Origin of the sequence: Modestobacter italicus (assembly GCF_000306785.1) — a bacterium.
In the GTDB taxonomy this organism is placed as follows: domain Bacteria; phylum Actinomycetota; class Actinomycetes; order Mycobacteriales; family Geodermatophilaceae; genus Modestobacter; species Modestobacter italicus.
Genome location: NC_017955.1, coordinates 5113119 through 5134849, shown reverse-complemented (window position 1 = coordinate 5134849; position 21731 = coordinate 5113119). Strand labels below are relative to the sequence as shown.

Genomic DNA, 21731 nt, shown 5'->3' with positions numbered 1-21731 from the left:
CATGACCCACTCCCACAACCTCCTCGGCGAGCCCCCGGCCACCCTGCTCCCGGTCGACCCCGGCACCGCCGCGCTCGCGTCCGGCACCGACCCGGCCGAGGTGGCCGCCGCGCACCCGACGTCCAGCGCCGCCTGGGCGGCGCTGGCCGAGGGCGCGCTCGGCGGCGAGCGCACCATCGAGGCCTACGCCTACGCCCGCACCGGCTACCACCGCGGGCTGGACGCGCTGCGGCGCAACGGCTGGAAGGGCTACGGCCCGGTGCCGTGGTCGCACGAGCCCAACCGCGGCTTCCTGCGCTGCGTCACCGTGCTCGCCCAGGCCGCCGAGCGGATCGGCGAGACCGACGAGCACGACCGGTGCACCCAGCTGCTCCGCGACTGCGACCCGTCGCTGGCCGCCTGACCAGCAGGTTCCGGTCCGGCATCCTTTTTTGATCTTTCGAGGTGCCGCGGACCTGCGGTGGCGCTAGCGTCCTCCTCCGGTCGACGCCACTCGGGCGTCGCCTCGTAGGAAGGGGCGGTGTCATGGTCACCCTGTTGTGGATCCTCGCGGTCGTGCTCGTGATCGCTGGGATCGTCGGGATCATCCGAGGTCAGCTGCTGTGGGGCATCGTGCTGATCATCGTCGGCCTGCTCGTCGGCCCCGGCGGGGTCAGCGTCTTCAACTGAACGACGGCCCACCCCGTGCGCTCTCAGCGGTCGGGGTGGGCCGCCCGCAGCTGCTCGCCGAGCCGGGTCAGCTCGTCGCCGCCGGCGACCAGCCGGGTCAGGTCCTCGACGTCGACGTCCTCCCGGGTCAGGTCGCCGGCGACCCGGCCGCCGCCCAGCAGCAGGAACCGGTCGCCCACCAGGTGTGCGTACTGCGGGTTGTGCGTCACGAACAGCACCGCCAGCCCGGAGTCGCGGGCGGTGACCACCGACTGCAGCACCAGCGCCCGCTGGGCGATCGTCATCGGGGCGGTCGGCTCGTCGACGACCAGCACCCGGGCGCCGAAGTGCAGGGCCCGGGCGATCGCCAGGCACTGCCGCTCCCCGGCCTGCAGCGCGCTGGCCGGCTGGGCGGGGTCCAGCCCGGCGACGCCGACCCGGGCCATCGCCTGCGCGGCGATCTCCTCGGCCCGGCCGACGTCCAGCCGGCGCAGCGGCCAGGTGCCCCGGGTCGGCTCGGCGCCCAGGAAGAAGTTGCGCCAGACCGACATCAGCGGGGCGACCGCCAGGTCCTGCCAGACCGTGGCGATCCCCCGGCTGCGCGCCTGCTGCGGCGACCGGAAGCGCACCGGCACCCCGTCGAGGCGCAGCTCGCCCTCCACGGGCCGCAGCAGCCCGGAGACGACCGCGACCAGCGAGGACTTGCCCGAGCCGTTCTCGCCGAGCACGCAGGTCACCTCGCCGGCGCGCAGCGCCAGGGACACCCGCGACAGCGCCGGGACGCTGCCGAAGCGCACCGTGACCGCGCGCAGGTCCAGCACCGGCGGGGTGCGCTCCTCCGTCGTCCCGTCGACCTCCACCGCGGTGCTCACGACCGGGGCACCGCCCGCAGCCGGCGGCGGACGACGCCGTTGGCCAGCAGCGCCACCAGCAGCATCAGGCCGAGGAACGCCTGGAACCACCGCGGGTCCCAGTCGGCCAGCGAGATGCCCTCCCGGGCGATCGCGTAGACCAGCGCGCCGAGCGAGGCGCCGACCGTCGAGCCGTACCCGCCGGTCAGCAGGCAGCCGCCGATGACGGCGACGACGATGAACTCGATCTCCGAGCCGAGTGCCGGGTCGACCTGCACGCCACCGAGCCGGACCAGGCCCAGCGTGCCGATCAGCCAGCCGGCGGCCGCGGTGCCCAGGAACAGCAGCACGGTGGTGCGCCGAACGGGGACGCCGAGCTCGCGGGCGGCCCGCGGCGCGCCACCGGTGCCGAGGACGGCGTTGCCGAACCGGGTGCGGAACAGCAGCCAGGTGGTCAGCGCCGTCGCCACCAGCCACCACACCAGCGAGATCCGGAACCGCCCGTCGCCCAGCTGCAGGGTCGACCCGAACACCGCGACGGCGGACTCCCAGCCGGGCGCCCCGGCCAGGCCGGAGACCCGGGAGGAGCCGGCGATGGCCGCCGACAGCGACAGCGAGGCCCCCTGCAGGACCAGGAAGGTGGCCAGCGTGACCAGGAAGCTCGGCAGCCCGGTGGTCACCACCAGCAGGCCGTTGACGGCGCCGATCAGCAGCGCGACGGCGAGCGAGGCGACCAGGGCCGGCCAGGTGCCCAGCCCGGACTCGGTGACCAGGAGCGCGGTGACCAGGCTGGTGCTAACCGCGACCACGCCGATCGACAGGTCGAACTGCCCGGCGACCAGCAGCAGGGCCACCGCCACCCCGCCGATGCCCAGCGGGGCCGCGATGTCCACGACGGTGGCCGCGCCGCCCGCGCTGAGCAGCCCGGGCGCCTGCACGGCGAAGAACAGGCCCACGGACAGGACGCCGAGCAGCGCGCCCACGCTCGGCCGGGCCAGCAGGCGGTCGAGCAGCCGGCGCCCGGCCGACCGGGGCGGCACGGTGGGCGCGGGCGCGAAGGGCGCCAGCCGCGCGGGACTCACCGGCAGCACGCCCGGCAGCGGGCGGACGGGCGACAGGACGACGACAGCGAAGGCCTCCTCGGGCGCGCGGGTGCCTCCCAGTGTCCACGCGGGCGGGCGGGGTCCTCCGTCAGGGGCGGAGGCGCCAGCGGACCCGGTCGTCGGCGTACCAGGTCCACTTGGTCACCTCGCGGTCGAACGGGACGCCGTCCCGGAGGACCTGCACCGGCTCGGAGGCGATCTGCAGCGCGCGTCCGGTGGTGCGCCGCACCGGGCGCAGCGGGAGCTGCACCACCGCGACCGAGATCCGGTCGACCGCCGTCCAGTCCGGGCGCACGTCGATCCGGGTGACGGGGCCGTTGGCCACCAGCGTGGAGTCGGCGTACGCCTGCGCCCCGAAGCGGCGGCTGAGCACCGCGCGCTGCTCCCCGAGCGCCGTCACCCGGCCGGCGGCCAGCAGCACCCCGCCGTGGTCGTCGCGCACCAGCGGGAGCTCCCGCTCCGCGCCGCTGCCCAGGTCGAGGGCGCGGGCCAGGCCCCGTGAGGCGGCGTCGTCGGCCGGCTCCCAGCCGACCGGGACCGCGGGCAGCCGCTCCGTGCGCCAGAGCCGGTTGAGGACGGCGGCCAGCGCCTGCACCGGCCCCTGCACGACGACCTCGTCGACCCCGTCGACGACCGAGGCCACGTGCCGCTTCGAGGGGCCCTGGCCCGGTGCCAGGCCGCGCAGGTCGAACTGTCGTGCCGGCATGCCGATACCCTGCCATCTGGCCCGCCGGGAACGACCGGTGTCGATGGACGAGGAGATCGCAGCGATGCCGGCAGTCGTGCTGATCGGTGCCCAGTGGGGCGACGAGGGCAAGGGCAAGGCCACCGACCTGCTCGGTGGCCGCGTGCCCTACGTCGTGCGCTACCAGGGCGGCAACAACGCCGGCCACACGGTGATCACCCCGGACGGCGAGCGGTACGCGCTGCACCTGATCCCGTCGGGGATCCTGACGCCGGGCTGCACGCCGGTCATCGGCAACGGCGTGGTGATCGACCCCGAGGTGCTCATCGGCGAGCTGGCCGGCCTCGAGGAGCGCGGTGTGGACACCTCACGCCTGGTGATCTCCGCCGACGCGCACCTGATCATGCCGCACCACCGCGCCCTGGACCGGGTCACCGAGCGGTTCCTCGGCCAGCGCAAGATCGGCACGACCGGGCGCGGCATCGGCCCCGCCTACGGCGACAAGGTGGCCCGCAACGGCATCCGGGTCGCCGACCTGCTCGACCTCTCCATCCTCCGGCAGAAGCTCGAGGGCACGCTGATGGAGAAGAACCAGGTCCTGGTCAAGGTCTACAACCGCAAGGCGATCGACGTCGACGAGGTGGTCGAGGAGTACGCGGCCTACGCCGAGGCGCTCAAGCCGCGGATCGTCGACACCCGGCTGATGCTGGGCAAGGCGCTCGACGCCGGCGAGTGGGTGCTGCTGGAGGGCTCGCAGGGCACCCTGCTGGACGTCGACCACGGCACCTATCCGTTCGTGACGTCGTCCAACCCGACCGCCGGGGGCGCGGCCGTGGGCGCCGGCGTCGGCCCGACCCGCATCGAGCGCGTGGTCGGCATCCTCAAGGCCTACACGACCCGCGTCGGTTCCGGCCCGTTCCCGACCGAGCTCCACGACCAGTGGGGTGAGTACCTCCGCAAGCACGGCGGCGAGGTCGGCGTCACCACCGGCCGCGACCGGCGCTGCGGCTGGTTCGACGCCGTCGTCGCCCGCTACGCCAGCCGGGTCAACGGCATCACCGACTACTTCCTCACCAAGCTCGACGTCCTCTCCGGCCTGGAGACGGTGCCGATCTGCGTGGCCTACGACGTCGACGGCGTCCGGCACGACGAGATGCCGATGACCCAGACCGAGTTCCACCACGCCACTCCGGTGTACGAGGAGATGCCCGGCTGGTTCGAGGACATCTCCGCCTGCCGCCGCTTCGAGGACCTGCCGCCCAACGCGCAGGCCTACGTCCGCCGGCTCGAGGAGCTCTCCGGCGCCCGGGTCAGCGTCATCGGCGTCGGCCCCGGCCGCGACGAGAACGTGGTGCTGCACGACCTCATCTGAACTGAGCGCATGGCGACCCTCCGGGTCGCACCGCGGCCAGGAGTGGTCCCCGACCTGCGTTGAGCCGTTGGGTCGGTCGGGGTCGGGGAGCCTCCGGCCCCCGCGACGCCGCCCGACAGTCGTTGCCAACGGCGACCCTCCGGGCCGCACCGCGGCCAGGAGCCGTCCCGACCTGCGTTGAGCCGCTTGGTCGGTCGGGGTCGGGGAGCCTCCGGCCCCCGCGACGCCGCCCGACAGTCGTCCTCCGGACGACGCCGTGGTCGCCTCTCGAGGTCGCTAGACCCTCGGGCGGATGGGGGCCATGGCCTCGGCGGTGAGCTCGGCGCGGGCGCGGTGTGCGGTCTCGGGGGCGTCGGTGATCACGCTGTCCACACCGAGGGCCAGCAGCAGCCGGGCCTCGGTCTGGGCGTCGCCGATGCCGCTCGGGTCGGTGCCGCGGCGCAGGTGGCTGGGCAGGAAGAGGTTCTCCGGGCGCAGCGTCCACGGTTCGACGGTCAGCCCGGCCCGGTGCGCCTGGGTGATGAGGTCGGAGACGCCGACGAGGGTGCCGTCGGCGCCGTGGAGCAGGATCCGGCCCTTGTGCGGGGCGATCCCGTCGGCGTAGGTCGAGATCTCGCGCAGCCCGGCGGGGGTGACCAGCGCGTCCTGGATCCCCTCCTCCTCGATCAGCTGCACCAGCCGGGTGCCCCGGGTGCCGAGGTCGTCGCGCAGGTCGCGCAGGGCCTGCGGCTCGAACGCCATGACCACCACCGGCCCGTCGGCGCCCCGGGCGTCCAGCCGGCCCAGCTCCGCGGCGAGCAGCTCGGTCATCGGCAGGCCCTGGCCGGCGAACCACGCCGGGGCCTTCAGCTCGGCCTGCAGCCGGACTCGCCGGGTGGGGGTGGACCGGGCCCGCACCAACTCCACGACCTCGGCGAGGGTCAGCACGCCGTACCGGCCGTCGTAGGCGGTGTTCAGCGGCCGGACCCCGGGCATCCGCTCGACCGCGCCCAGGGTGCGCAGCTCGGCGAGGGTGAAGTCCTCGGTGAACCAGCCGGTGAGCTCCTCGCCGTCCACCTCCTGGGTGCGCCGGCGGCCGGCGAACTCCGGGTGCGCTGCGACGTCGGTGGACCGGGACAGCTCGTTCTCGTGCCGGGCGATCAGGACGCCGTCGCGGCTGACGACGAAGTCGGCCTCGACGACGTCGGCGCCCAGGTCGACGGCCAGCTCGTAGCTGGCTCGGGTGTGCTCGGGTCGGTAGCTCGGTGCTCCCCGGTGGCCGATGACGAGCGGGGTGCGCTCCCGGCGTGGCGAGTCGACGGCCTTCAGGCCGGTCTCGTGCATGGCTCCAGGGAAGCCCAACTCCGTGTCATCGGGGAGAACGCGCGCCGACGCACAGTGGACAAATGAGAGGACGGCCGCCTCACCTGCGGTCCACCATCTCCGGTGTGATGCATCTCGCAGCTCCCGGGTGTGTCGGGGACGACGCGCCGGAACCCCCCGACGGCACGCAGGTCGCCCGCGTTCTGAGGGTCGACCGCGGCCTGCTCACCGTGCTCGCCGCCGCCGGCGAGCAACGGGTCCACCCGGGCGGCGGCCTGCACGACGGGTCGGGCGTGGCGGTCGGCGACTGGGTCGCGGTGCGCGGGGAGCTGGCGGTCCGCGTGCTGCCCCGCCGGACGGCGTTCGTCCGCACCGCCGCCGGCCGCGGGTCGGCGCCGCAGGTGGTCGCGGCCAACGTCGACGTCGTCCTGGTGGTCGACGCCCTGGGCGGAGCCGCCCGGCTGCGCCGCATCGAGCGCTACCTGGCCGTGGCCTGGGCCAGCGGGGCCACGCCGGTCGTCGTCCTCACCAAGGCCGACCTGTGCCCGGACGTCCCGGCCGCGCTGGCCCTCGTCGCCGAGGACGCCGTCGGGGTCGACGTGCTGGCGGTCAGCGCCGTCAGCGGGGCGGGCCTCGCGGAGCTGCGCGCCCGGGTGCACCCCGGGTGCACCGCCGCGATGGTCGGGCCCTCCGGGGTGGGCAAGTCCAGCCTGGTCAACGCGCTGACCGGCCGGCCGGTCGCGGCGACCGCCGGGATCCGGGAGGACGGCCGCGGCCGGCACACGACCACCGCCCGCGAGCTGCACCAGCTGCCCGGCGGGGGCCTGCTCATCGACACCCCGGGGATGCGCGAGCTGGCGCTGCCCGGGGCCGACGGGCTGGACACCACCTACGCCGACGTCGCCGACTGGGCGCAGGACTGCCGGTTCCGCGACTGCGCGCACCGCACCGAGCCCGGCTGCGCGGTGTCCGCCGCGATCGACCGCGGCGAGCTCGACCCCTCCCGGTTCACCGCCTGGCGGAAGCTGCAGGCCGAGGCGCACCGGCAGGAGCTGCGCGCCGACGCGCGGGCGCGGGCGGAGGAGCACGCCCGGGTGCGGGCGTTCAGCCGGGAGCTGCGGGCCCGGCCGGGCCGGCCCCGGCGGTGAACTAGGTTCGGCCCGTGCGCGTCCTCGTGATCGGCTCCGGTGCCCGGGAGCACGCCCTGTGCGTCGCTCTGCAGTCCGACCCCGCGGTCACGGCCCTGGCCTGCGCCCCCGGCAACGCCGGTACCGCGGTGATCGCCCAGCCGTTCGCCCTGGACGTCGGCGACCCGGTCGCGGTGGCGGCGCTGGCCACCGAGTGGCTCGCCGACCTGGTCGTCATCGGCCCGGAGCTGCCGCTGGTCGCCGGTGCCGCCGACGCCGTCCGGGACGCCGGGATCGCCTGCTTCGGCCCCTCGGAGCAGGCCGCGCAGCTGGAGGGCTCGAAGGCCTTCGCCAAGCACGTGATGACCGCCGCCGGGGTGCCGACCGCGCGGTTCTGGGCCGTCGGCGGCCCGGCCGAGCTGGAGACCGCGCTGGACGAGGCGGGCCCGCCCTACGTGGTGAAGGACGACGGCCTGGCGGCGGGCAAGGGCGTGCTGGTCACCGCCGACCGCGCGGCCGCGGTCGCGCACGGGCACGCCGTGCTCGACACCGGCCACCCGGTGCTGATCGAGGAGTTCCTCGACGGCCCGGAGGTGTCGCTGTTCGCCGTGACCGACGGGACGACGGTGGTGCCGCTGCTGCCCGCGCAGGACCACAAGCGGCGCGACGACGGCGACGAGGGCCCGAACACCGGCGGGATGGGCGCCTACGCCCCGCTGCCCTGGGCGCCGGCCGACCTGGTCGACACCGTGCTGGCGACCGTCCTGCAGCCCACGGTGGACGAGATGGCGCGCCGCGGCGAGCCGTTCAGCGGGCTGCTCTACGCCGGGCTGGCGCTGACCTCGGCCGGCGTCCGGGTGGTGGAGTTCAACGCCCGCTTCGGCGACCCGGAGACCGAGGTCGTGCTGCCGCTGCTGGAGACCCCGCTGGCCGGGCTGCTGCACGCCGCGGCCACCGGCACGCTGGCCGAGCAGCCGCCGCTGCGCTGGCGGGACGGCGCCGCGGTGACCGTCGTGGTCGCCGCGGCGGGCTACCCGCAGCGCCCGCGCCTCGGCGACCCGGTCACCGGGGCCGACGCCGAGGGCGTGCTGCACGCGGGCACCGTCGTCGGGCCGGACGGGCTGGTGCACTCCGCCGGGGGCCGCGTGCTGGCGGTCACCGCCGCCGGCCCCGACCTCGCCGCCGCCCGGCAGGCCGCCTACGAGCGGGTCGCCGGCGTCCGGCTGGCCGGGGCGCACTGGCGGACCGACATCGCGCTGGCCGCCGTCGAGGGCCGCATCACCGGCTGACCGACCCGCCCAATAGCCGGGACGCCGGTCAGGCGCGGCCGGGGGCGAGCAGGGCGTGCAGCCCGGTCAGCACCGCGGCCTGCACCTCCGCGAACGGGCGCGGCTCCTCCTCGGCGATCCAGGCGGTGAAGGCCGTGCGGAAGACGGTCACCGTGCTCTCGGCCGCCAGGGCTGCGGTCACCGGGTCGATCCCCCGGGCGGCGAGTGCGCGGGTCAGCGCCGCGGCCAGGGCCGACAGCTTGAGCAGCTCGCGCTCCTGCAGCGCGGGGTTCGCGTCGATCACGGTCTGCCGGGCCCGCGCCCAGGGGCGCCGGTCGTCGGGGAAGAACCCGGCTGCCCGGTCCAGCGCCGCCCGGGCCAGCGACATCGCGTCGTCCCCGGAGGCCTCGGCCGCGCCGTCGAGGAAGGACCGCTCGAGCTGGTCCTGCCCCTGGAACAGCACCTCGCGCTTGTCGGTGAAGTGCCGGAAGAACGTCCGCTCGGTCAGCCCGGCCGCCGCGGCGATCTCGGCCACGGTGACGCCGTCGTAGCCGCGCTCCTGGAAGAGGGGCAGCGCGGCCTGCTGCAGCCGTTCCCGCGCACCGGACTCCCACCTGGGCATGTCCTCAGCATAGGGATGACAGCCGCTGACATCGCGGCGTAGCGTGACGTCAGCAACTGTCATCGACGTGAGGGAGCAGGCCATGCGGGTGTTCGTGACGGGGGCCAGCGGCTGGATCGGGTCGGCCGTGGTGCCGGAGCTGCTCGGGGCCGGGCACGAGGTCGTCGGGCTGGCGCGCACGGAGGCGTCGGCCGCTGCGCTGGCGGCCAGCGGCGCGGAGGTGCTGCGGGGCGATCTCGACGACCTGGCCGCGCTGCGCCGGGGTGCGGAGGAGGCCGAGGGCGTGGTCCACCTGGCCAACAAGCACGACTTCGCCGACCCGGCGGTGTCGAACAGGGCGGAGCGGGCTGCCGTCGAGACGCTCACCGCAGCCCTCGCCGGCAGCGACCGCCCGCTGGTGCTCGCCGCCGGTGTCGCCGGGCTGGCGGAGGGCCGCCCGGCGCTCGAGTCCGACCCGAACCCGGCGGTGGGGCCGGACTCGGCGCGCGGAGGTGCGGAGAACCTGGCGCTGGACCAGGTGGCGCACGGGGTGCGCACCGTCAGCGCCCGCTTCGCCCCGACGGTGCACGGTGCGGGCGACCACGGGTTCATCGCGTTCATCGCCGCTGCCGCCCGCCGGGCCGGCGTCTCAGCCTACGTCGGCGAGGGCAGCAACGCCTGGTCCGCCGTCCACCGGTCCGACGCCGCGCGGCTGGTCCGGCTCGGGCTGGAGCAGGCGCCGGCCGGTACCCGGCTGCACGTGGTGGCGGAGGAGGCCGTGCCCACCCGGGAGATCGCCGAGGCCCTCGGGCGGGCGCTGGACCTGCCGGTCCGGTCCATCTCGCCCGAGGAGGCCGTCGACCGCCTCGGGCCGTTCATCGGGACCTTCTACGGCATGGACGTGCGGGCGTCGAGCGAGGCGACCCGCGCCCTGCTCGGCTGGACGCCGACGGGCCCGACCCTGCTGGCGGACATCGCCGCCGGCGCCTACCCGGGGGCCTGACCCGCACCCCGCCGGGCCCCGGCTACTGCGTGCGCAGCAGCCGGGCCCGGCGGGTGTCCGGCTGCGGTGGCCGTGGGCCCTCGTGCCGGCGGGACAGGTAGGTGCCGGCGACGTTGCCGCAGGCGATCACCGGGACGGCGATCAGCGCGCCGAAGATCCCGCCGATCAGCAGCCCGCCCGCGATGCCCAGCACCACGGCCAGCGGGTGCACCGACACCGCCCGGCCGAGCAGCAGCGGCTGCAGCACGTGCGCCTCGATCTGCATGACCAGCACGATGATGCCCAGCGCGACCAGCGCCCGCACCGGCCCCACCGCGACCAGGGTGACCAGCACCGACACCGTGCCGGCCAGGAACGACCCGATGATCGGGATGAAGGCGCCGAGGAACACCAGCGCCGCCAGCGGCACCACCAGCGGGGTGCCGAGGAACAGCAGACCGACGCCGATGAACACCGCGTCGAAGACGGCCACCGCGACGGTGGCCCGGACGTAGGAGATCAGGGTGCGCCAGGAGCGCCGGGCCGCCTCGTCGACGTAGGCCTGCGAGTTCGCCGGGGCCAGGCCGACGATCCACAGCCAGATGTGCCGGCCGTCCATCAGGAAGAAGAACAGCGTGAACAGGGTGAGCAGCAGGCCGGTGGCGACCTCCCCGACGGTGGCCGCGGTGCTCAGCGCCCCGGAGGTGAGCAGGCCCTGGTTGTCCCGGACGGACTTCGTGAGGCTGTCGATCGCGTCGCTGATCTGGCCGTCGTTGATCGGGAAGGTCCGGGTCACGTAGGACTGGACCTGGGCGACGCCCTCCTCGACCTGGGAGGCCAGGTCGTCGTAGCCGGCCGCGAACTCCTCGACAACCAGGGTGACGATGCCCGCGACGACGCCCAGCCCGACCACCAGCATCGCCAGCGCCGACAGCGACCGCGGCCAGCCGCGGTGCCGCAGGAAGGCCGCCCCGGGCTGGAGCAGCGCGGCCAGCAGCAGCGCCACCAGCACCGGCACGATGACCACGGCGAGGTACCCCGCCGCCCGCAGCAGCAGGTAGAGCGCGGCGACGACCGCGATCGCCCGCCAGGACCAGGCGGCGGCCACCCGCAGGCCGGTGGGCACGTCCTGCTCGGCCGGCCGGGGGGAGTCCGGGCCCAGCAGGCTGCCCCGGCTGCGGTCCCGGCCCCGCGCGGGAGGCGGGTCGCCGGGCGGGGGAGGACCGCTGACCCCGCCCGGGACGTCGACGTCCGGGGCGTCGGGGTGCGGGCTGCCGGGAGCGTGCTCGTCGGCAACCCCGGCCGGCGCAGGCGCCGCGGCACCCGGCTCCTCGACGTGCCCGACGACGGCGCGGGTGCCGTCGGCCATCACCAGCACGGTGCCCTCGGGCCAGGCGTGCGGGTCGTGCTCGCGGGCCACCCGGATGCGTTCCCGTGCCCGCCCGACCAGGTGCCCGGGCCGTAGCCGCATCGTCGTCCTCCGAGCTGATGGGAGCTCGCACGGGGCTGTGCGAGAGGATGGAGCCGTGGCGCGACGAACTGACCGGTCCGAGGCGGTACCCGCATGATCGACAGGTACACCCTGCCCGACATGGGCCGGGTCTGGAGCGACCAGCACAAGTACGAGCTGTGGTGCCGGGTGGAGACACTCGTCCTCGAGGCGCACGCGGCCGCCGGGCGGGTGCCAGCCGACGTGGTGGAGCCGGTGCGCAACGCGCCGCCGCCGACCCCCGAGCGGGTGGCGGAGATCGAGGAGACGACGCAGCACGACGTCATCGCCTTCCTCACCGCGTGGGCCGACAACACCGAGCCGCGCTCGGCGGCGGCCTACGTGCACCACGGCATGACCTCCTCCGACCTGCTGGACACCGCCCTCGCCGTCCAGCTCACCGACGCCACCGACGTCCTGCTGGCCAAGGCCGACCGGCTGGTCGCCGCGCTGCGCGACCACGGGCTGGCCCACCGCGGCACCATCAAGGTGGGGCGCACCCACGGCGTGCACGCCGAGCCCGACGTCTGGGGTCACCGGGTGGCCGACCTGGCGTTCGCCGCGGCCCGCTCCCGCGACCGGCTGCGCCGCGCGCGCGAGGCGGTCGGCGTGGTCGCCATCTCCGGCGCCGTCGGCACGTACTCGCTCATCGACCCCTCCGTCGAGGTGACCGTCGCCGAGGCGCTGCAGCTGCGCGCCGCCGACGCCTCGACCCAGGTGGTGCTGCGCGACGGGATCAGCGAGTGGGTCTCCGCGCTGGCGATCATCGCGACCGTCTGCGAGGCGGTCGCGCTGGAGGTGCGGCACGGCCAGCGCACCGAGGTGCGGGAGCTCTCCGAGGCGTTCGGCTCGGGCCAGAAGGGTTCGTCCGCGATGCCGCACAAGAAGAACCCGATCCGCTCCGAGCGGATCGCCGGCCTGGCCCGGGTGGTCCGCGCGGCGATCGTGCCGGTGATGGAGGGCATCCCGCTGTGGCACGAGCGGGACATCTCGCACTCGTCCACCGAGCGCGTCTTCCTGCCCGACGCGGCCATCACCACCGACTACCTGCTGGACCTGACCGCGGGGCTGGTGGAGAACCTGGTCGTGGACGCCGACCGGATGCGGGCCAACCTGGAGTCCACCGGCGGGCTGATCTACACCTCCGCCGTCCTGCTGGAGCTGGTCGAGGCCGGGCTGGGGCGCGAGCAGTCCTACGCGCTGGTGCAGTCCGCGGCGATGCGCACCTGGCAGGACGGGACGCCGTTCCGGGAGACGCTGCGCGAGCGGGCGGCCGCCGACGGGGTCGCGCTCGACGAGGCGCGGCTGGACGACATCTGCCGGCCCGAGCGCTACGTGGCCAACCTCGGCCCGCTGTTCGACCGGCTGGCCGCGCTGTCATGACCCTGCCGTTCGACCTCGTGGCCCGGGGCAAGGTCCGCGACGTCTACGCCGTCGACGACGACCGGCTGCTGCTGGTCGCCAGCGACCGGATCTCCGCCTACGACCACGTGCTGCCCACGCCGATCCCGGACAAGGGGCGGGTGCTCACGGCGCTGTCGGTGTGGTGGTTCGAGCAGCTCGCGCCGGTGCTCGCCGAGCACGGCGCGACGCACCACCTGATCAGCGCCGACGACGTCCCGGCCGAGGTGGCCGGCCGGGCGGTGCTGGTCCGGCGGCTGGAGATGCTGCCGGTCGAGTGCGTGGCCCGCGGCTATCTGTCCGGCTCGGGCACGGTGGAGTACCAGCGCACCGGGGCCATCGTCGACGTCCCGCTGCCGGCCGGCCTGGTCGAGGGGTCGCGGCTGCCCGAACCGGTGTTCACCCCGTCCACCAAGGCCGCGGTCGGGGAGCACGACGAGGCGATCCCCTTCACCGGGGTGGTCGACGCGGTCGGCGCCGAGCAGGCCGAGGCGCTGCGCGCGCTGACGCTCGCGCTGTACCGGCGGGGCGCCGAGATCGCCGAGGACGCCGGCATCGTGCTGGCCGACACCAAGTTCGAGTTCGGCACGGCCGGGGGGTCGCTCGTGCTCGGCGACGAGGTCCTCACCCCGGACTCCTCGCGGTTCTGGCCGGCCACCACCTGGTCGCCGGGCGCCGCGCAGCCCTCCTACGACAAGCAGTTCGTCCGCGACTGGCTGACCGTCTCCGGCTGGGACCGGGTGTCCCCGCCGCCGGAGCTGCCCGAGGACGTCGTCGCCGCCACCCGGGACCGCTACGTCAAGGCCTACGAGCAGCTCACCGGCACGCCGTTCCGCTGACGGGCGGAGCGCTCAGAGCAGGCCCCGCCGGCGGAGGTCGCGCAGGCCGGCGAACACCCGGGCCCGGACCTGGTCCTGGGCGCGCTCGGGGAGCTCGACGAAGCGGGCGGACACCTCGTGCCGGCCGTCCGCGCGCGGGTGCCGGCGGGTCACCGCGACCGTCGCCACCAGCCGCCCGGGCCCGAGGTCGACGACCACGTCGAGGACGTCGCCGACCCGCGGTCCCGCCGGGCCGTCGAGCACCCCGCGGAAGCCGGCCTCGCTGATGTCCACGGTCGTCCCGCGGAGCCGCCCGGCCTCGGCCGAGACGCCCAGGGACAGCGGCGCCCGGACGGCGGAGCGGCGCTGCCCGCGGGCGGCCGGGCCGGTCGGCCGCACCCGCCAGCACACCTCGCCGCCGCTCGCCGCCTCGGTCGCGACCAGCCGGGCCGGCAGCGACCGCAGCTCCGACGCGGCCCGCCAGACGAGCTCCAGCGGGTCGCCGTCGGCCACCCGGACCCGGCGCTGCGACCGGTCCTGCCCGACCGTCACCACGATGTCGCCGTCCTCCACCCGCTCCACCCAGCTGAGCAGCGGGCTGTCGCTCCCGCCGACGAGCACGTCGACGACGGTGCGCTCCTCGGGGTGGTCGGTCCCGGGCACTCCTGTCCTGGTCATGCGCTGCCTCCTCGGGTGGGTCCGCACGGGGTGCGCCGACGCCACCGCCGTCCCTCCATCGGCACCCGGCCCGCCCGCCTTGAGCCAGCGCCGGCGGTCGAGCGGAGGGGGCCGATCGCCGTGCCGGTACCCTCGTCCCCGTGCCAGTGGTGGTCGTCGACGTCGTCCTGAAGCCAGAGATCTCCGATCCCCAGGGGCAGGCGGTGCTCGGCGCCCTGGGCCGGCTGGGTCACGCCGGCGTCCGCAGCGTCCGGCAGGGCAAGCACTTCGTCCTCGACGTCGAGGGCGAGCCCGACGAGGCGGAGCTGCGGCAGATCGCCGAGACCCTGCTGGCCAACCCCGTCATCGAAGACGTCGAGCTGCACCTCCCCACCGACTGAGGACCTGACTTGCGCATCGGTGTCATCACCTTCCCGGGCTCCCTGGACGACGTCGACGCCGCGCGTGCGGTCCGGCTCGCCGGCGCGGACCCGGTCCCCCTCTGGCACGGCGACCACGACCTGCAGGGCGTCGACGCCGTCGTCCTGCCCGGCGGGTTCTCCTACGGCGACTACCTGCGCGCCGGCGCCATCGCCGCCCGCTCGCCGCTGATGGCCGACGTCGTGGCCGCGGCCCGCACCGGCCTGCCGGTGCTCGGCATCTGCAACGGCTTCCAGGTGCTGTGCGAGGCCGGGCTGCTGCCCGGGGCGCTCACCCGCAACAGCCACCTGCACTTCCGCAACCGCGACCAGGGGCTGCTCGTCGAGCGCGCCGACACCGCGTGGACCTCGTCCTACACGCCGGGCCAGACGATCGTCGTCCCGGTGAAGAACGGCGAGGGCCGGTACGTCGCCACCGACGCCGACCTCGACCGGCTGGAGGGGGAGGGGCGGGTCGTCGTCCGCTACGTCGGCGGCAACCCCAACGGCAGCTCCCGCGACATCGCCGGGGTCAGCAGCGCCGACGGCCGGGTCGTCGGGCTGATGCCGCACCCGGAGCACGCGGTCGAGGACCTCACCGGCCCCAGCACCGACGGCCTCGGCTTCTTCACCAGCGTGCTGAGCGCCCTGGTGTGCGCCGCGTGACCACCGTGGAGCACCCGGCCGACGGCCCGGCCGACGCCGCCGTCCGGGCGATGCCGGACCTCGACACCGTCGAGCGCGCCGGGACGACGCCCGGCGAGCAGCAGCCCTTCGCCGAGCTCGGCCTCAAGGACGACGAGTACGCCCGGATCCGCGAGATCCTCGGCCGCCGGCCCACCACCGCCGAGCTGGCGATGTACTCGGTGATGTGGAGCGAGCACTGCTCCTACAAGTCCTCCCGGGTGCACCTGCGCCGGTTCGGTGACCTGCCGAAGAGCGACGCGCTGCTGGTCGGCATGGGCGAGAACGCCGGCGTCGTCGACGTCGGCGAGGGCTGGGCGGTCACCTTCAAGGTCGAGTCGCACAACCACCCCAGCTACGTCGAGCCCTACCAGGGCGCGGCCACCGGGGTCGGCGGCATCGTCCGGGACATCCTCACCATGGGCGCCCGCCCGGTCGCCGTCATGGACTCGCTGCGCTTCGGCGCGGCCGACGCCCCCGACACCGCCCGGGTGCTGCCCGGCGTGGTCGCCGGCGTCGGCGGCTACGGCAACTGCCTGGGCCTGCCCAACATCGGCGGCGAGCTGCTGTTCGACGACTGCTACGCCGGCAACCCGCTGGTCAACGCGCTGTGCGTGGGCGTGATGAAGCACTCCGACGTCCGGCTGGCCAAGGCCGAGGGCGCCGGCAACAAGGTCGTGCTGTTCGGTGCGCGCACCGGCGGCGACGGCATCGGCGGGGTCAGCGTGCTGGCGTCGGAGACGTTCGACAGCGAGGGCCCGGCGAAGCGGCCGGCCGTGCAGGTCGGCGACCCGTTCACCGAGAAGCTGCTGATCGAGGCCTGCCTGGAGATCTTCGCCGCCGACCTGGTCACCGGGATCCAGGACCTCGGCGGCGCCGGCATCTCCTGCGCCACCAGCGAGCTCGCCGCCGCCGGCTCCGGCGGCATGACGATCGACCTGGACGCCGTCCCGCTGCGCGACTCCACGCTCACCCCCGCCGAGATCCTGATGAGCGAGTCGCAGGAGCGGATGTGCGCGATCGTCGAGCCGGGCAAGGTCGCCGAGTTCCTGGCCGTCTGCGCCAAGTGGGACGTGCTGGCCACCGTCATCGGTGAGGTCACCGACGGCGACCGGCTCACCATCGACTGGCACGGCGAGCGGATCGTCGACGTCCCGCCGCGCACCGTCGCCCTGGAGGGCCCGGTCTACGAGCGGCCGATGAGCCGCCCGGCCGACCTCGACGCGCTGCAGGCCGACGCCCCGCCGTCGTCCTCGGCCGACCTGCGGGCCGACTGGCTCGCGGTCGTCTCCAGCCCGGACGGCGCGGACAAGACCTGGGTCACCGAGCAGTACGACCGCTACGTGCGGGGCAACACCGTCCTCGCCCAGCCCGAGGACGCCGGGGTGCTGCGGATCGACGAGCAGAGCAACCGCGGCATCGCGCTGGCGCTGGACGGCAACGCCCGCTTCGCCCGGCTGGACCCCTACACCGGCACCCAGCTCAACCTGGCCGAGGCCTACCGCAACGTCGCAGTCTCCGGCGCCCGGCCGCTGGCGGTCACCAACTGCCTCAACTTCGGCTCCCCGGAGGAGCCCGAGGTCATGTGGCAGTTCGCCGAGGCGGTCCGCGGCCTGGCCGACGGCTGCCGGGCGCTGGGGCTGCCGGTCACCGGCGGCAACGTCAGCCTCTACAACCAGACCGGCGAGACGGCGATCAACCCGACCCCGGTCATCGGCGTGCTCGGCGTGCACGCCGACGTCACCCGCCGGCTTCCCTCGGGCTGGCGGGCCGAGGGCGAGACGGTGCTGCTGCTCGGCGAGACCCGCCCGGAGTTCGGCGGGTCGGCCTGGGCCGGCGTCGTGCACGGCCACCTCGGCGGGCTGCCGCCGGTGCTCGACCTCGCCGCGGAGCAGGCGCTGGCCGAGCTGATGGTCGGGCTGGCCGCCGAGGGCGGGGTCAGCTCGGCGCACGACCTCGCCGACGGCGGGCTGGCCCAGGCGCTCACCGAGTCGGCGCTGCGGTACGGCGTGGGTGCGCAGCTGCGGGTGGCGGGCGACCCCACCGCGGCGCTGTTCGCCGAGTCCGGGGCGCGCGCCGTCGTCACCACCGCAGACGCCGACGGGGTGCGTGCCGCGGCGGCGGCGGCCGGCGTGCCGGTCACCGAGCTCGGGACGACCGGCGGCGACGCGCTCACCGTCGAGGGGCTGGTCGAGCTGCCGCTTGCCGAGCTGCGCGCGGCGTGGACGGCGACCCTGCCGGCGCTGTTCGGCAGCCCGGAGCTCGCCGTCGGCACCGTCCCCGCGGGCACGGTGCCGACGAGCTGATGGCGGGCTCGCGGCCGATCTCCGCGGAGGAGCTGCGGGCGGCGCTGGCCCCGACGGCCGGGTGGCTGGCGGGGGAGGCCGAGCAGCCGCCGCGCGCCACGCTGGGCGCGGCGGTGAAGACCTCGGCCCGCTGGCTGTCCCAGCAGGTGCCGGGCAGGTCGGTGGAGCTGCGGGTGCCGCCGTTCGTCGCCGTCCAGTGCGTGCCCGGGCCGCGGCACACCCGGGGCACCCCGCCCAACGTGGTGGAGACCGACGCCGCCACCTGGCTGCGGATGGCCCTCGGCGAGCTCAGCTGGGCCGCCGCGGTCGCCGACGGCAAGGTCGTCGCCAGCGGCAACCGCGCCGACCTCTCCGCCTACCTGCCGCTGGCCGCCCTGCGCCGGTGACCATCGGCATCCGGTCGCCCGCCACACCTGACGGGCCCGCCACCTGCCGATGATCAACTGCCGGAACGCGCAGCGCCCCCTCTGCCGGTGGCAGAGGGGGCGCTGGTGCGGTCGGGCGGGTCAGCCGAAGAGCGAGCTGGCCGTCTTGACCGTCTGGTAGAGGCCGTACACCAGCGGGACGCCGACGAGCGTCCAGGCGAAGGCGATCAGGCCCACCGGCGTGGTGGTGCTGCCGGGTGCGGGCTGCCGCCCGCCGTCGTGCCCGTCGGTGTGCACTGCGCTGCTCATCGGGTGGCGCCTTCCGGGGTCGTGTCGGTGAAGACGGCGTCGGCCTTCGGCTCGTGCCACGTGGCCGCCACCGGCTTGATCAGCAGGTTCGCGACGAAGCCGACCGCCAGCAGGCCGACCATGATGAACAGGGCCGGCCGGTAGTTGCCGGCGACCAGCTCGCCCGGGGTGCCCTGCGTGTCCAGCACCCGGTTGACGATCAGCGGGCCGGCCACACCGGCCGCCGCCCACGCGGTCAGCAGCCGGCCGTGGATGGCGCCGACCTGGTAGGTGCCGAACAGGTCGCGCAGGTAGGCCGGCGCGGTGGCGAACCCGCCGCCGTAGAAGCTGATGATCAGCGCGGCGAGGAGCACGAACAGCCAGGTGGCGCTGCTGCCGACGGTGGCCAGCAGCACGTAGAGCACCAGGCCGACGCCCAGGTAGACCATGTAGATCGGCTTGCGGCCGATGAAGTCCGAGGTCGAGGACCAGACGAACCGGCCGGCCATGTTGAACAGCGACAGCACGCCGACGAACCCGGCGGCGGCGGTGACGGCGACGGTGGAGGCGTCCCCGTCGCGGAAGAAGTCCTGGATCATCGGGCTGGCCTGCTCGAGGATGCCGATGCCGGCGGTCACGTTGCAGAACAGCACGATCCACAGCAGCCAGAACTGCGGCGTCTTGATGGCGTTGGCGGCGGAGACGCTGCTCGTGGTCACCAGGGCCTTGGCCTTCACCGTGCTGGGGTCGAAGCCGGCGGGCTTCCAGCCCTCGGCGGGCACCCGGACGATGAACGCGCCGAACATCATGAAGACCAGGTAGACGATGCCCAGGGTCAGGAACAGCTTGGCGACCGCGTCACCGCTGGCGACCGTGGCGGCGGTGCCGTCGTAGGCCGGGTCGTAGAGGCCCATGAGCTGGCGGGACAGCGGGGTGGCGATCAGCGCGCCGCCGCCGAAGCCCATGATCGCCATGCCGGTGGCCAGGCCCGGGCGGTCCGGGAACCACTTGATCAGCGTGGAGACCGGCGAGATGTAGCCGATCCCCAGGCCGATGCCGCCGATGACCCCGTAGCCCAGGTAGAGCAGCCACAGCTGGTCGGTGGCGATGCCGAGCGAGCCGACCAGGAAGCCGACCGACCAGAAGCACGCGGCGGTGAACATCGCGGCGCGGGGGCCGTTGCGGTCCACCCACGTCCCGAAGAGTGCGGCCGAGAGGCCGAGCATGACGATGGCGATCGAGAAGACGATGCCGATCGCGGTCAGGCTCGAGTCGAAGTCGGCGACCAGCGCGGTCTTGTAGACGCTGGTGGCGTAGGCCTGGCCGATGCACAGGTGCACGGCGAGCGCCGCCGGCGGGATGAGCCACCGGTTGAACCCGGGACGCGCGACGATGCGCTCCCGGGCCAGGAAGCTGGGTACTGCCACGAACGACCTCCGAGGACGTGATGGACGCGTCCGGTCGGACGCGGCCAGGAGCCACCTGGGAGTCCGTTGTGTGCCCAGGCGCGACCGGGGGGACCGTACGTCGCCGCTGGGCAGCCTGCTGGCCGAGAACCCCTCGTCCGGGGGGTTCCGAGACCGATTCGTTGCACGGCACCGACCTCGGGAGGGGTGAGCGGCCGCGCGCGGGCGTCCCTAGGGTGGGGGCATGCCGTACGAGGTGAAGGGCGTCGTCGCCCTCAGCAAGGGTGCTCCGGTCACGATCGAGACGGTCATCGTCCCCGACCCCGGGCCGGGTGAGGCGGTCGTCGACGTGCAGGCCTGCGGGGTCTGCCACACCGACCTCCACTACCGCGAGGGCGGCATCAACGACGAGTTCCCGTTCCTGCTCGGGCACGAGGCGGCCGGTGTCGTATCCGCGGTCGGCGAGGGCGTCACGAACGTGGCGGTCGGCGACTACGTCGTCCTGAACTGGCGGGCGGTGTGCGGCGAGTGCCGGGCCTGCGCCGCCGGCAAGCCCTGGTACTGCTTCAACACCCACAACGCGGCGCAGAAGATGACGCTGGCCGACGGCACCGAGCTCTCCCCGGCGCTGGGCATCGGCGCGTTCGTGGAGAAGACGCTGGTCCACTCCGGGCAGTGCACCAAGGTCGACCCGGCGGCCCCGCCGACCGCCGCCGGGCTGCTCGGCTGCGGCGTCATGGCCGGCGTGGGCGCGGCGATCAACACCGGCGGGGTCACCCGCGGCAACTCCGTCGCCGTGTTCGGCTGCGGCGGTGTCGGTGACGCGGCGATCGCCGGCTCGAAGCTGGCCGGCGCGACGACGATCATCGCCGTCGACATCGACGACCGGAAGCTGGAGTGGGCCAGGGGCATGGGCGCCACCCACACGGTCAACTCGAAGGAGACCGACCCGGTCGAGGCGATCAAGGGGCTGACCGGCGGCTTCGGCGTCGACGTCGCCATCGACGCGGTCGGCCACCCGGCGGTCTACGAGCAGGCGTTCTACTCCCGTGACCTCGCGGGCACCGTCGTCCTGGTCGGGGTGCCGAACCCGACCATGGAGGTCACCCTGCCGATGATCGAGGTCTTCGGCCGCGGCGGTGCGCTCAAGTCCTCCTGGTACGGCGACTGCCTGCCCAGCCGGGACTTCCCGATGCTCATCGACCTGTACCTGCAGGGCCGCTTCGACCTCGACGCGTTCGTCTCCGAGACGATCCCGCTGGACGCCGTCGAGCAGGCCTTCCAGAAGATGCACGACGGCGAGGTGCTGCGGTCGGTCGTGGTGTTCGACAAGTGAGCGCCCGCATCGAGAAGGTGGTCATCAGCGGCGTCTTCAGCCTCGACGGCCAGGACTTCGACGTCGACAACAACGTCTGGCTGGTCGGGGACGACGACGAGGTGCTGGTGATCGACGCCCCGCACCGGGCGGAGCCGATCGTCGAGGCGATCGCCGGCCGCCGGGTCGCCGGCATCGTGCTCACCCACGGGCACAACGACCACATCACCGCCGCGGTCGCCCTCCGCGACGCCGTGGACGCGCCGATCTCGTTCCACCCGGCCGACCGGATGCTGTGGGACGTCGTCCACCCGAACTCCTCCCCGGACGCCGAGATCGCCGACGGCACCCGGTTCGCGGTGGCCGGGACGACGCTGCAGGCGCTGCACACCCCGGGCCACTCGCCGGGCAGCACCTGCCTGTACGCGCCGGACCTGGCCACGGTGTTCACCGGCGACACGCTGTTCTGCGGCGGCCCCGGCGCGACCGGCCGCTTGTACAGCGACAAGCCGACGATCCTGTCGTCGATCACCGGCCGGCTGATGTCGCTGCCGGCGGGCACGGTGGTGCGCACCGGGCACGGCGACGACACCACCATCGGTGCCGAGGCCGGCAACATCTCCTGATCCGACGCGCTCCCCGGC

23 protein-coding genes are annotated in these 21731 nt (G+C 74.8%); 14 read left to right on the top strand and 9 right to left on the bottom strand.

Features of this window, described 5'->3' with window-relative positions:
- The first annotated feature begins 1 nt into the window (after window position 1).
- Both MODMU_RS24425 and MODMU_RS28800 read left to right on the top strand, forming a co-directional pair.
- A complete protein-coding gene (locus MODMU_RS24425; protein WP_014743083.1) occupies window positions 2-403 on the top strand; it encodes a DUF3151 domain-containing protein in 402 nt (133 codons plus the stop codon).
- A gap of 122 nt (window positions 404-525) precedes the next feature.
- On the top strand, window positions 526-669 hold the full coding sequence (locus MODMU_RS28800; RefSeq protein WP_014743082.1) for a GPGG-motif small membrane protein: 144 nt from the start codon (window positions 526-528) through the stop codon (window positions 667-669).
- A 23-nt stretch (window positions 670-692) separates the two neighbouring features.
- Here the strand turns inward: MODMU_RS28800 and MODMU_RS24420 are convergent, their stop codons facing one another.
- From MODMU_RS24420 to MODMU_RS24410, 3 genes are all read right to left on the bottom strand, one after another.
- Window positions 693-1520 (bottom strand): ATP-binding cassette domain-containing protein, encoded by an 828-nt coding sequence (locus MODMU_RS24420; protein ID WP_014743081.1) that lies wholly within the window; start codon window positions 1518-1520, stop codon window positions 693-695.
- Window positions 1517-2590, bottom strand: a complete 1074-nt coding sequence (locus MODMU_RS24415) for an ABC transporter permease (RefSeq protein WP_014743080.1) — start codon at window positions 2588-2590, stop codon at window positions 1517-1519. The genes MODMU_RS24420 and MODMU_RS24415 overlap by 4 nt, the downstream gene beginning before the upstream one ends.
- A 100-nt stretch (window positions 2591-2690) precedes the next feature.
- Window positions 2691-3308 (bottom strand): hypothetical protein, encoded by a 618-nt coding sequence (locus MODMU_RS24410; RefSeq protein ID WP_014743079.1) that lies wholly within the window; start codon window positions 3306-3308, stop codon window positions 2691-2693.
- Window positions 3309-3372: 64 nt separating this feature from the next.
- Between MODMU_RS24410 and MODMU_RS24405 the strand changes: the two genes are divergently transcribed.
- On the top strand, window positions 3373-4659 hold the full coding sequence (locus tag MODMU_RS24405) for an adenylosuccinate synthase (protein ID WP_041797603.1): 1287 nt from the start codon (window positions 3373-3375) through the stop codon (window positions 4657-4659).
- A 276-nt stretch (window positions 4660-4935) separates the two neighbouring features.
- Here MODMU_RS24405 and MODMU_RS24400 read toward each other — a convergent pair whose 3' ends face one another.
- Window positions 4936-5982 carry a glycerophosphodiester phosphodiesterase family protein gene (locus tag MODMU_RS24400; protein WP_014743077.1) on the bottom strand — a complete coding sequence of 349 codons (1047 nt, stop codon included), beginning with the start codon at window positions 5980-5982 and terminating at the stop codon, window positions 4936-4938.
- A gap of 107 nt (window positions 5983-6089) precedes the next feature.
- Here MODMU_RS24400 and rsgA point away from each other — a divergent pair, with 107 nt between their 5' ends.
- Both rsgA and purD read left to right on the top strand, forming a co-directional pair.
- Window positions 6090-7109: a ribosome small subunit-dependent GTPase A gene (rsgA, locus tag MODMU_RS24395; RefSeq protein WP_166503598.1), complete on the top strand. Its 1020-nt coding sequence runs from the start codon at window positions 6090-6092 to the stop codon at window positions 7107-7109.
- Between the two features lie 14 nt (window positions 7110-7123).
- Window positions 7124-8377: a phosphoribosylamine--glycine ligase gene (gene purD, locus MODMU_RS24390; RefSeq protein ID WP_014743075.1), complete on the top strand. Its 1254-nt coding sequence runs from the start codon at window positions 7124-7126 to the stop codon at window positions 8375-8377.
- Window positions 8378-8405: 28 nt separating this feature from the next.
- Here the strand turns inward: purD and MODMU_RS24385 are convergent, their stop codons facing one another.
- Window positions 8406-8978: a TetR/AcrR family transcriptional regulator gene (locus MODMU_RS24385; protein ID WP_014743074.1), complete on the bottom strand. Its 573-nt coding sequence runs from the start codon at window positions 8976-8978 to the stop codon at window positions 8406-8408.
- An 82-nt stretch (window positions 8979-9060) separates the two neighbouring features.
- Between MODMU_RS24385 and MODMU_RS24380 the strand changes: the two genes are divergently transcribed.
- A complete protein-coding gene (locus MODMU_RS24380) occupies window positions 9061-9960 on the top strand; it encodes an NAD-dependent epimerase/dehydratase family protein (RefSeq protein ID WP_014743073.1) in 900 nt (299 codons plus the stop codon).
- Window positions 9961-9982: 22 nt separating this feature from the next.
- On the opposite strand, the gene MODMU_RS24375 is transcribed toward MODMU_RS24380, so the two are convergent.
- Entirely contained in the window at window positions 9983-11410 is a 1428-nt protein-coding gene (locus tag MODMU_RS24375; RefSeq protein ID WP_041795597.1) for an AI-2E family transporter, read from the bottom strand.
- Window positions 11411-11503: 93 nt separating this feature from the next.
- Here MODMU_RS24375 and purB point away from each other — a divergent pair, with 93 nt between their 5' ends.
- The gene (gene purB / locus MODMU_RS24370; protein WP_014743071.1) at window positions 11504-12811 is read left to right on the top strand and encodes an adenylosuccinate lyase; all 1308 of its coding nucleotides are present in this window, start codon (window positions 11504-11506) and stop codon (window positions 12809-12811) included.
- Window positions 12808-13668 carry a phosphoribosylaminoimidazolesuccinocarboxamide synthase gene (locus MODMU_RS24365; RefSeq protein WP_014743070.1) on the top strand — a complete coding sequence of 287 codons (861 nt, stop codon included), beginning with the start codon at window positions 12808-12810 and terminating at the stop codon, window positions 13666-13668. The genes purB and MODMU_RS24365 overlap by 4 nt, the downstream gene beginning before the upstream one ends.
- Window positions 13669-13680: 12 nt before the next feature.
- On the opposite strand, the gene MODMU_RS24360 is transcribed toward MODMU_RS24365, so the two are convergent.
- Window positions 13681-14325 carry a PilZ domain-containing protein gene (locus MODMU_RS24360; protein WP_083869929.1) on the bottom strand — a complete coding sequence of 215 codons (645 nt, stop codon included), beginning with the start codon at window positions 14323-14325 and terminating at the stop codon, window positions 13681-13683.
- Window positions 14326-14465: 140 nt separating this feature from the next.
- Here MODMU_RS24360 and purS point away from each other — a divergent pair, with 140 nt between their 5' ends.
- From purS to MODMU_RS24340, 4 genes are read left to right on the top strand one after another with little or no spacing between them, the layout of a single operon-like run.
- Entirely contained in the window at window positions 14466-14705 is a 240-nt protein-coding gene (gene purS, locus MODMU_RS24355; protein WP_014743068.1) for a phosphoribosylformylglycinamidine synthase subunit PurS, read from the top strand.
- A 9-nt stretch (window positions 14706-14714) separates the two neighbouring features.
- Complete coding sequence (purQ, locus tag MODMU_RS24350) at window positions 14715-15389, top strand: phosphoribosylformylglycinamidine synthase subunit PurQ (protein WP_014743067.1); 675 nt, start codon at window positions 14715-14717, stop codon at window positions 15387-15389.
- On the top strand, window positions 15386-17713 hold the full coding sequence (gene purL / locus MODMU_RS24345; protein WP_014743066.1) for a phosphoribosylformylglycinamidine synthase subunit PurL: 2328 nt from the start codon (window positions 15386-15388) through the stop codon (window positions 17711-17713). The genes purQ and purL overlap by 4 nt, the downstream gene beginning before the upstream one ends.
- Complete coding sequence (locus tag MODMU_RS24340) at window positions 17713-18099, top strand: sterol carrier family protein (protein WP_014743065.1); 387 nt, start codon at window positions 17713-17715, stop codon at window positions 18097-18099. Before purL ends, MODMU_RS24340 begins: the two co-directional genes overlap by 1 nt.
- Before the next feature lie 120 nt (window positions 18100-18219).
- Here MODMU_RS24340 and MODMU_RS28795 read toward each other — a convergent pair whose 3' ends face one another.
- Both MODMU_RS28795 and MODMU_RS24335 read right to left on the bottom strand, forming a co-directional pair.
- Entirely contained in the window at window positions 18220-18387 is a 168-nt protein-coding gene (locus tag MODMU_RS28795) for an MFS transporter small subunit (protein WP_014743064.1), read from the bottom strand.
- On the bottom strand, window positions 18384-19793 hold the full coding sequence (locus MODMU_RS24335) for an L-lactate MFS transporter (RefSeq protein ID WP_014743063.1): 1410 nt from the start codon (window positions 19791-19793) through the stop codon (window positions 18384-18386). The genes MODMU_RS28795 and MODMU_RS24335 overlap by 4 nt, the downstream gene beginning before the upstream one ends.
- Window positions 19794-20016: 223 nt before the next feature.
- Between MODMU_RS24335 and MODMU_RS24330 the strand changes: the two genes are divergently transcribed.
- Both MODMU_RS24330 and MODMU_RS24325 read left to right on the top strand, forming a co-directional pair.
- Window positions 20017-21108, top strand: coding sequence for an S-(hydroxymethyl)mycothiol dehydrogenase (locus tag MODMU_RS24330; protein WP_014743062.1), 1092 nt, complete (start codon window positions 20017-20019; stop codon window positions 21106-21108).
- Window positions 21105-21713 carry an MBL fold metallo-hydrolase gene (locus MODMU_RS24325; protein WP_014743061.1) on the top strand — a complete coding sequence of 203 codons (609 nt, stop codon included), beginning with the start codon at window positions 21105-21107 and terminating at the stop codon, window positions 21711-21713. Before MODMU_RS24330 ends, MODMU_RS24325 begins: the two co-directional genes overlap by 4 nt.
- Window positions 21714-21731 lie beyond the last annotated feature (18 nt).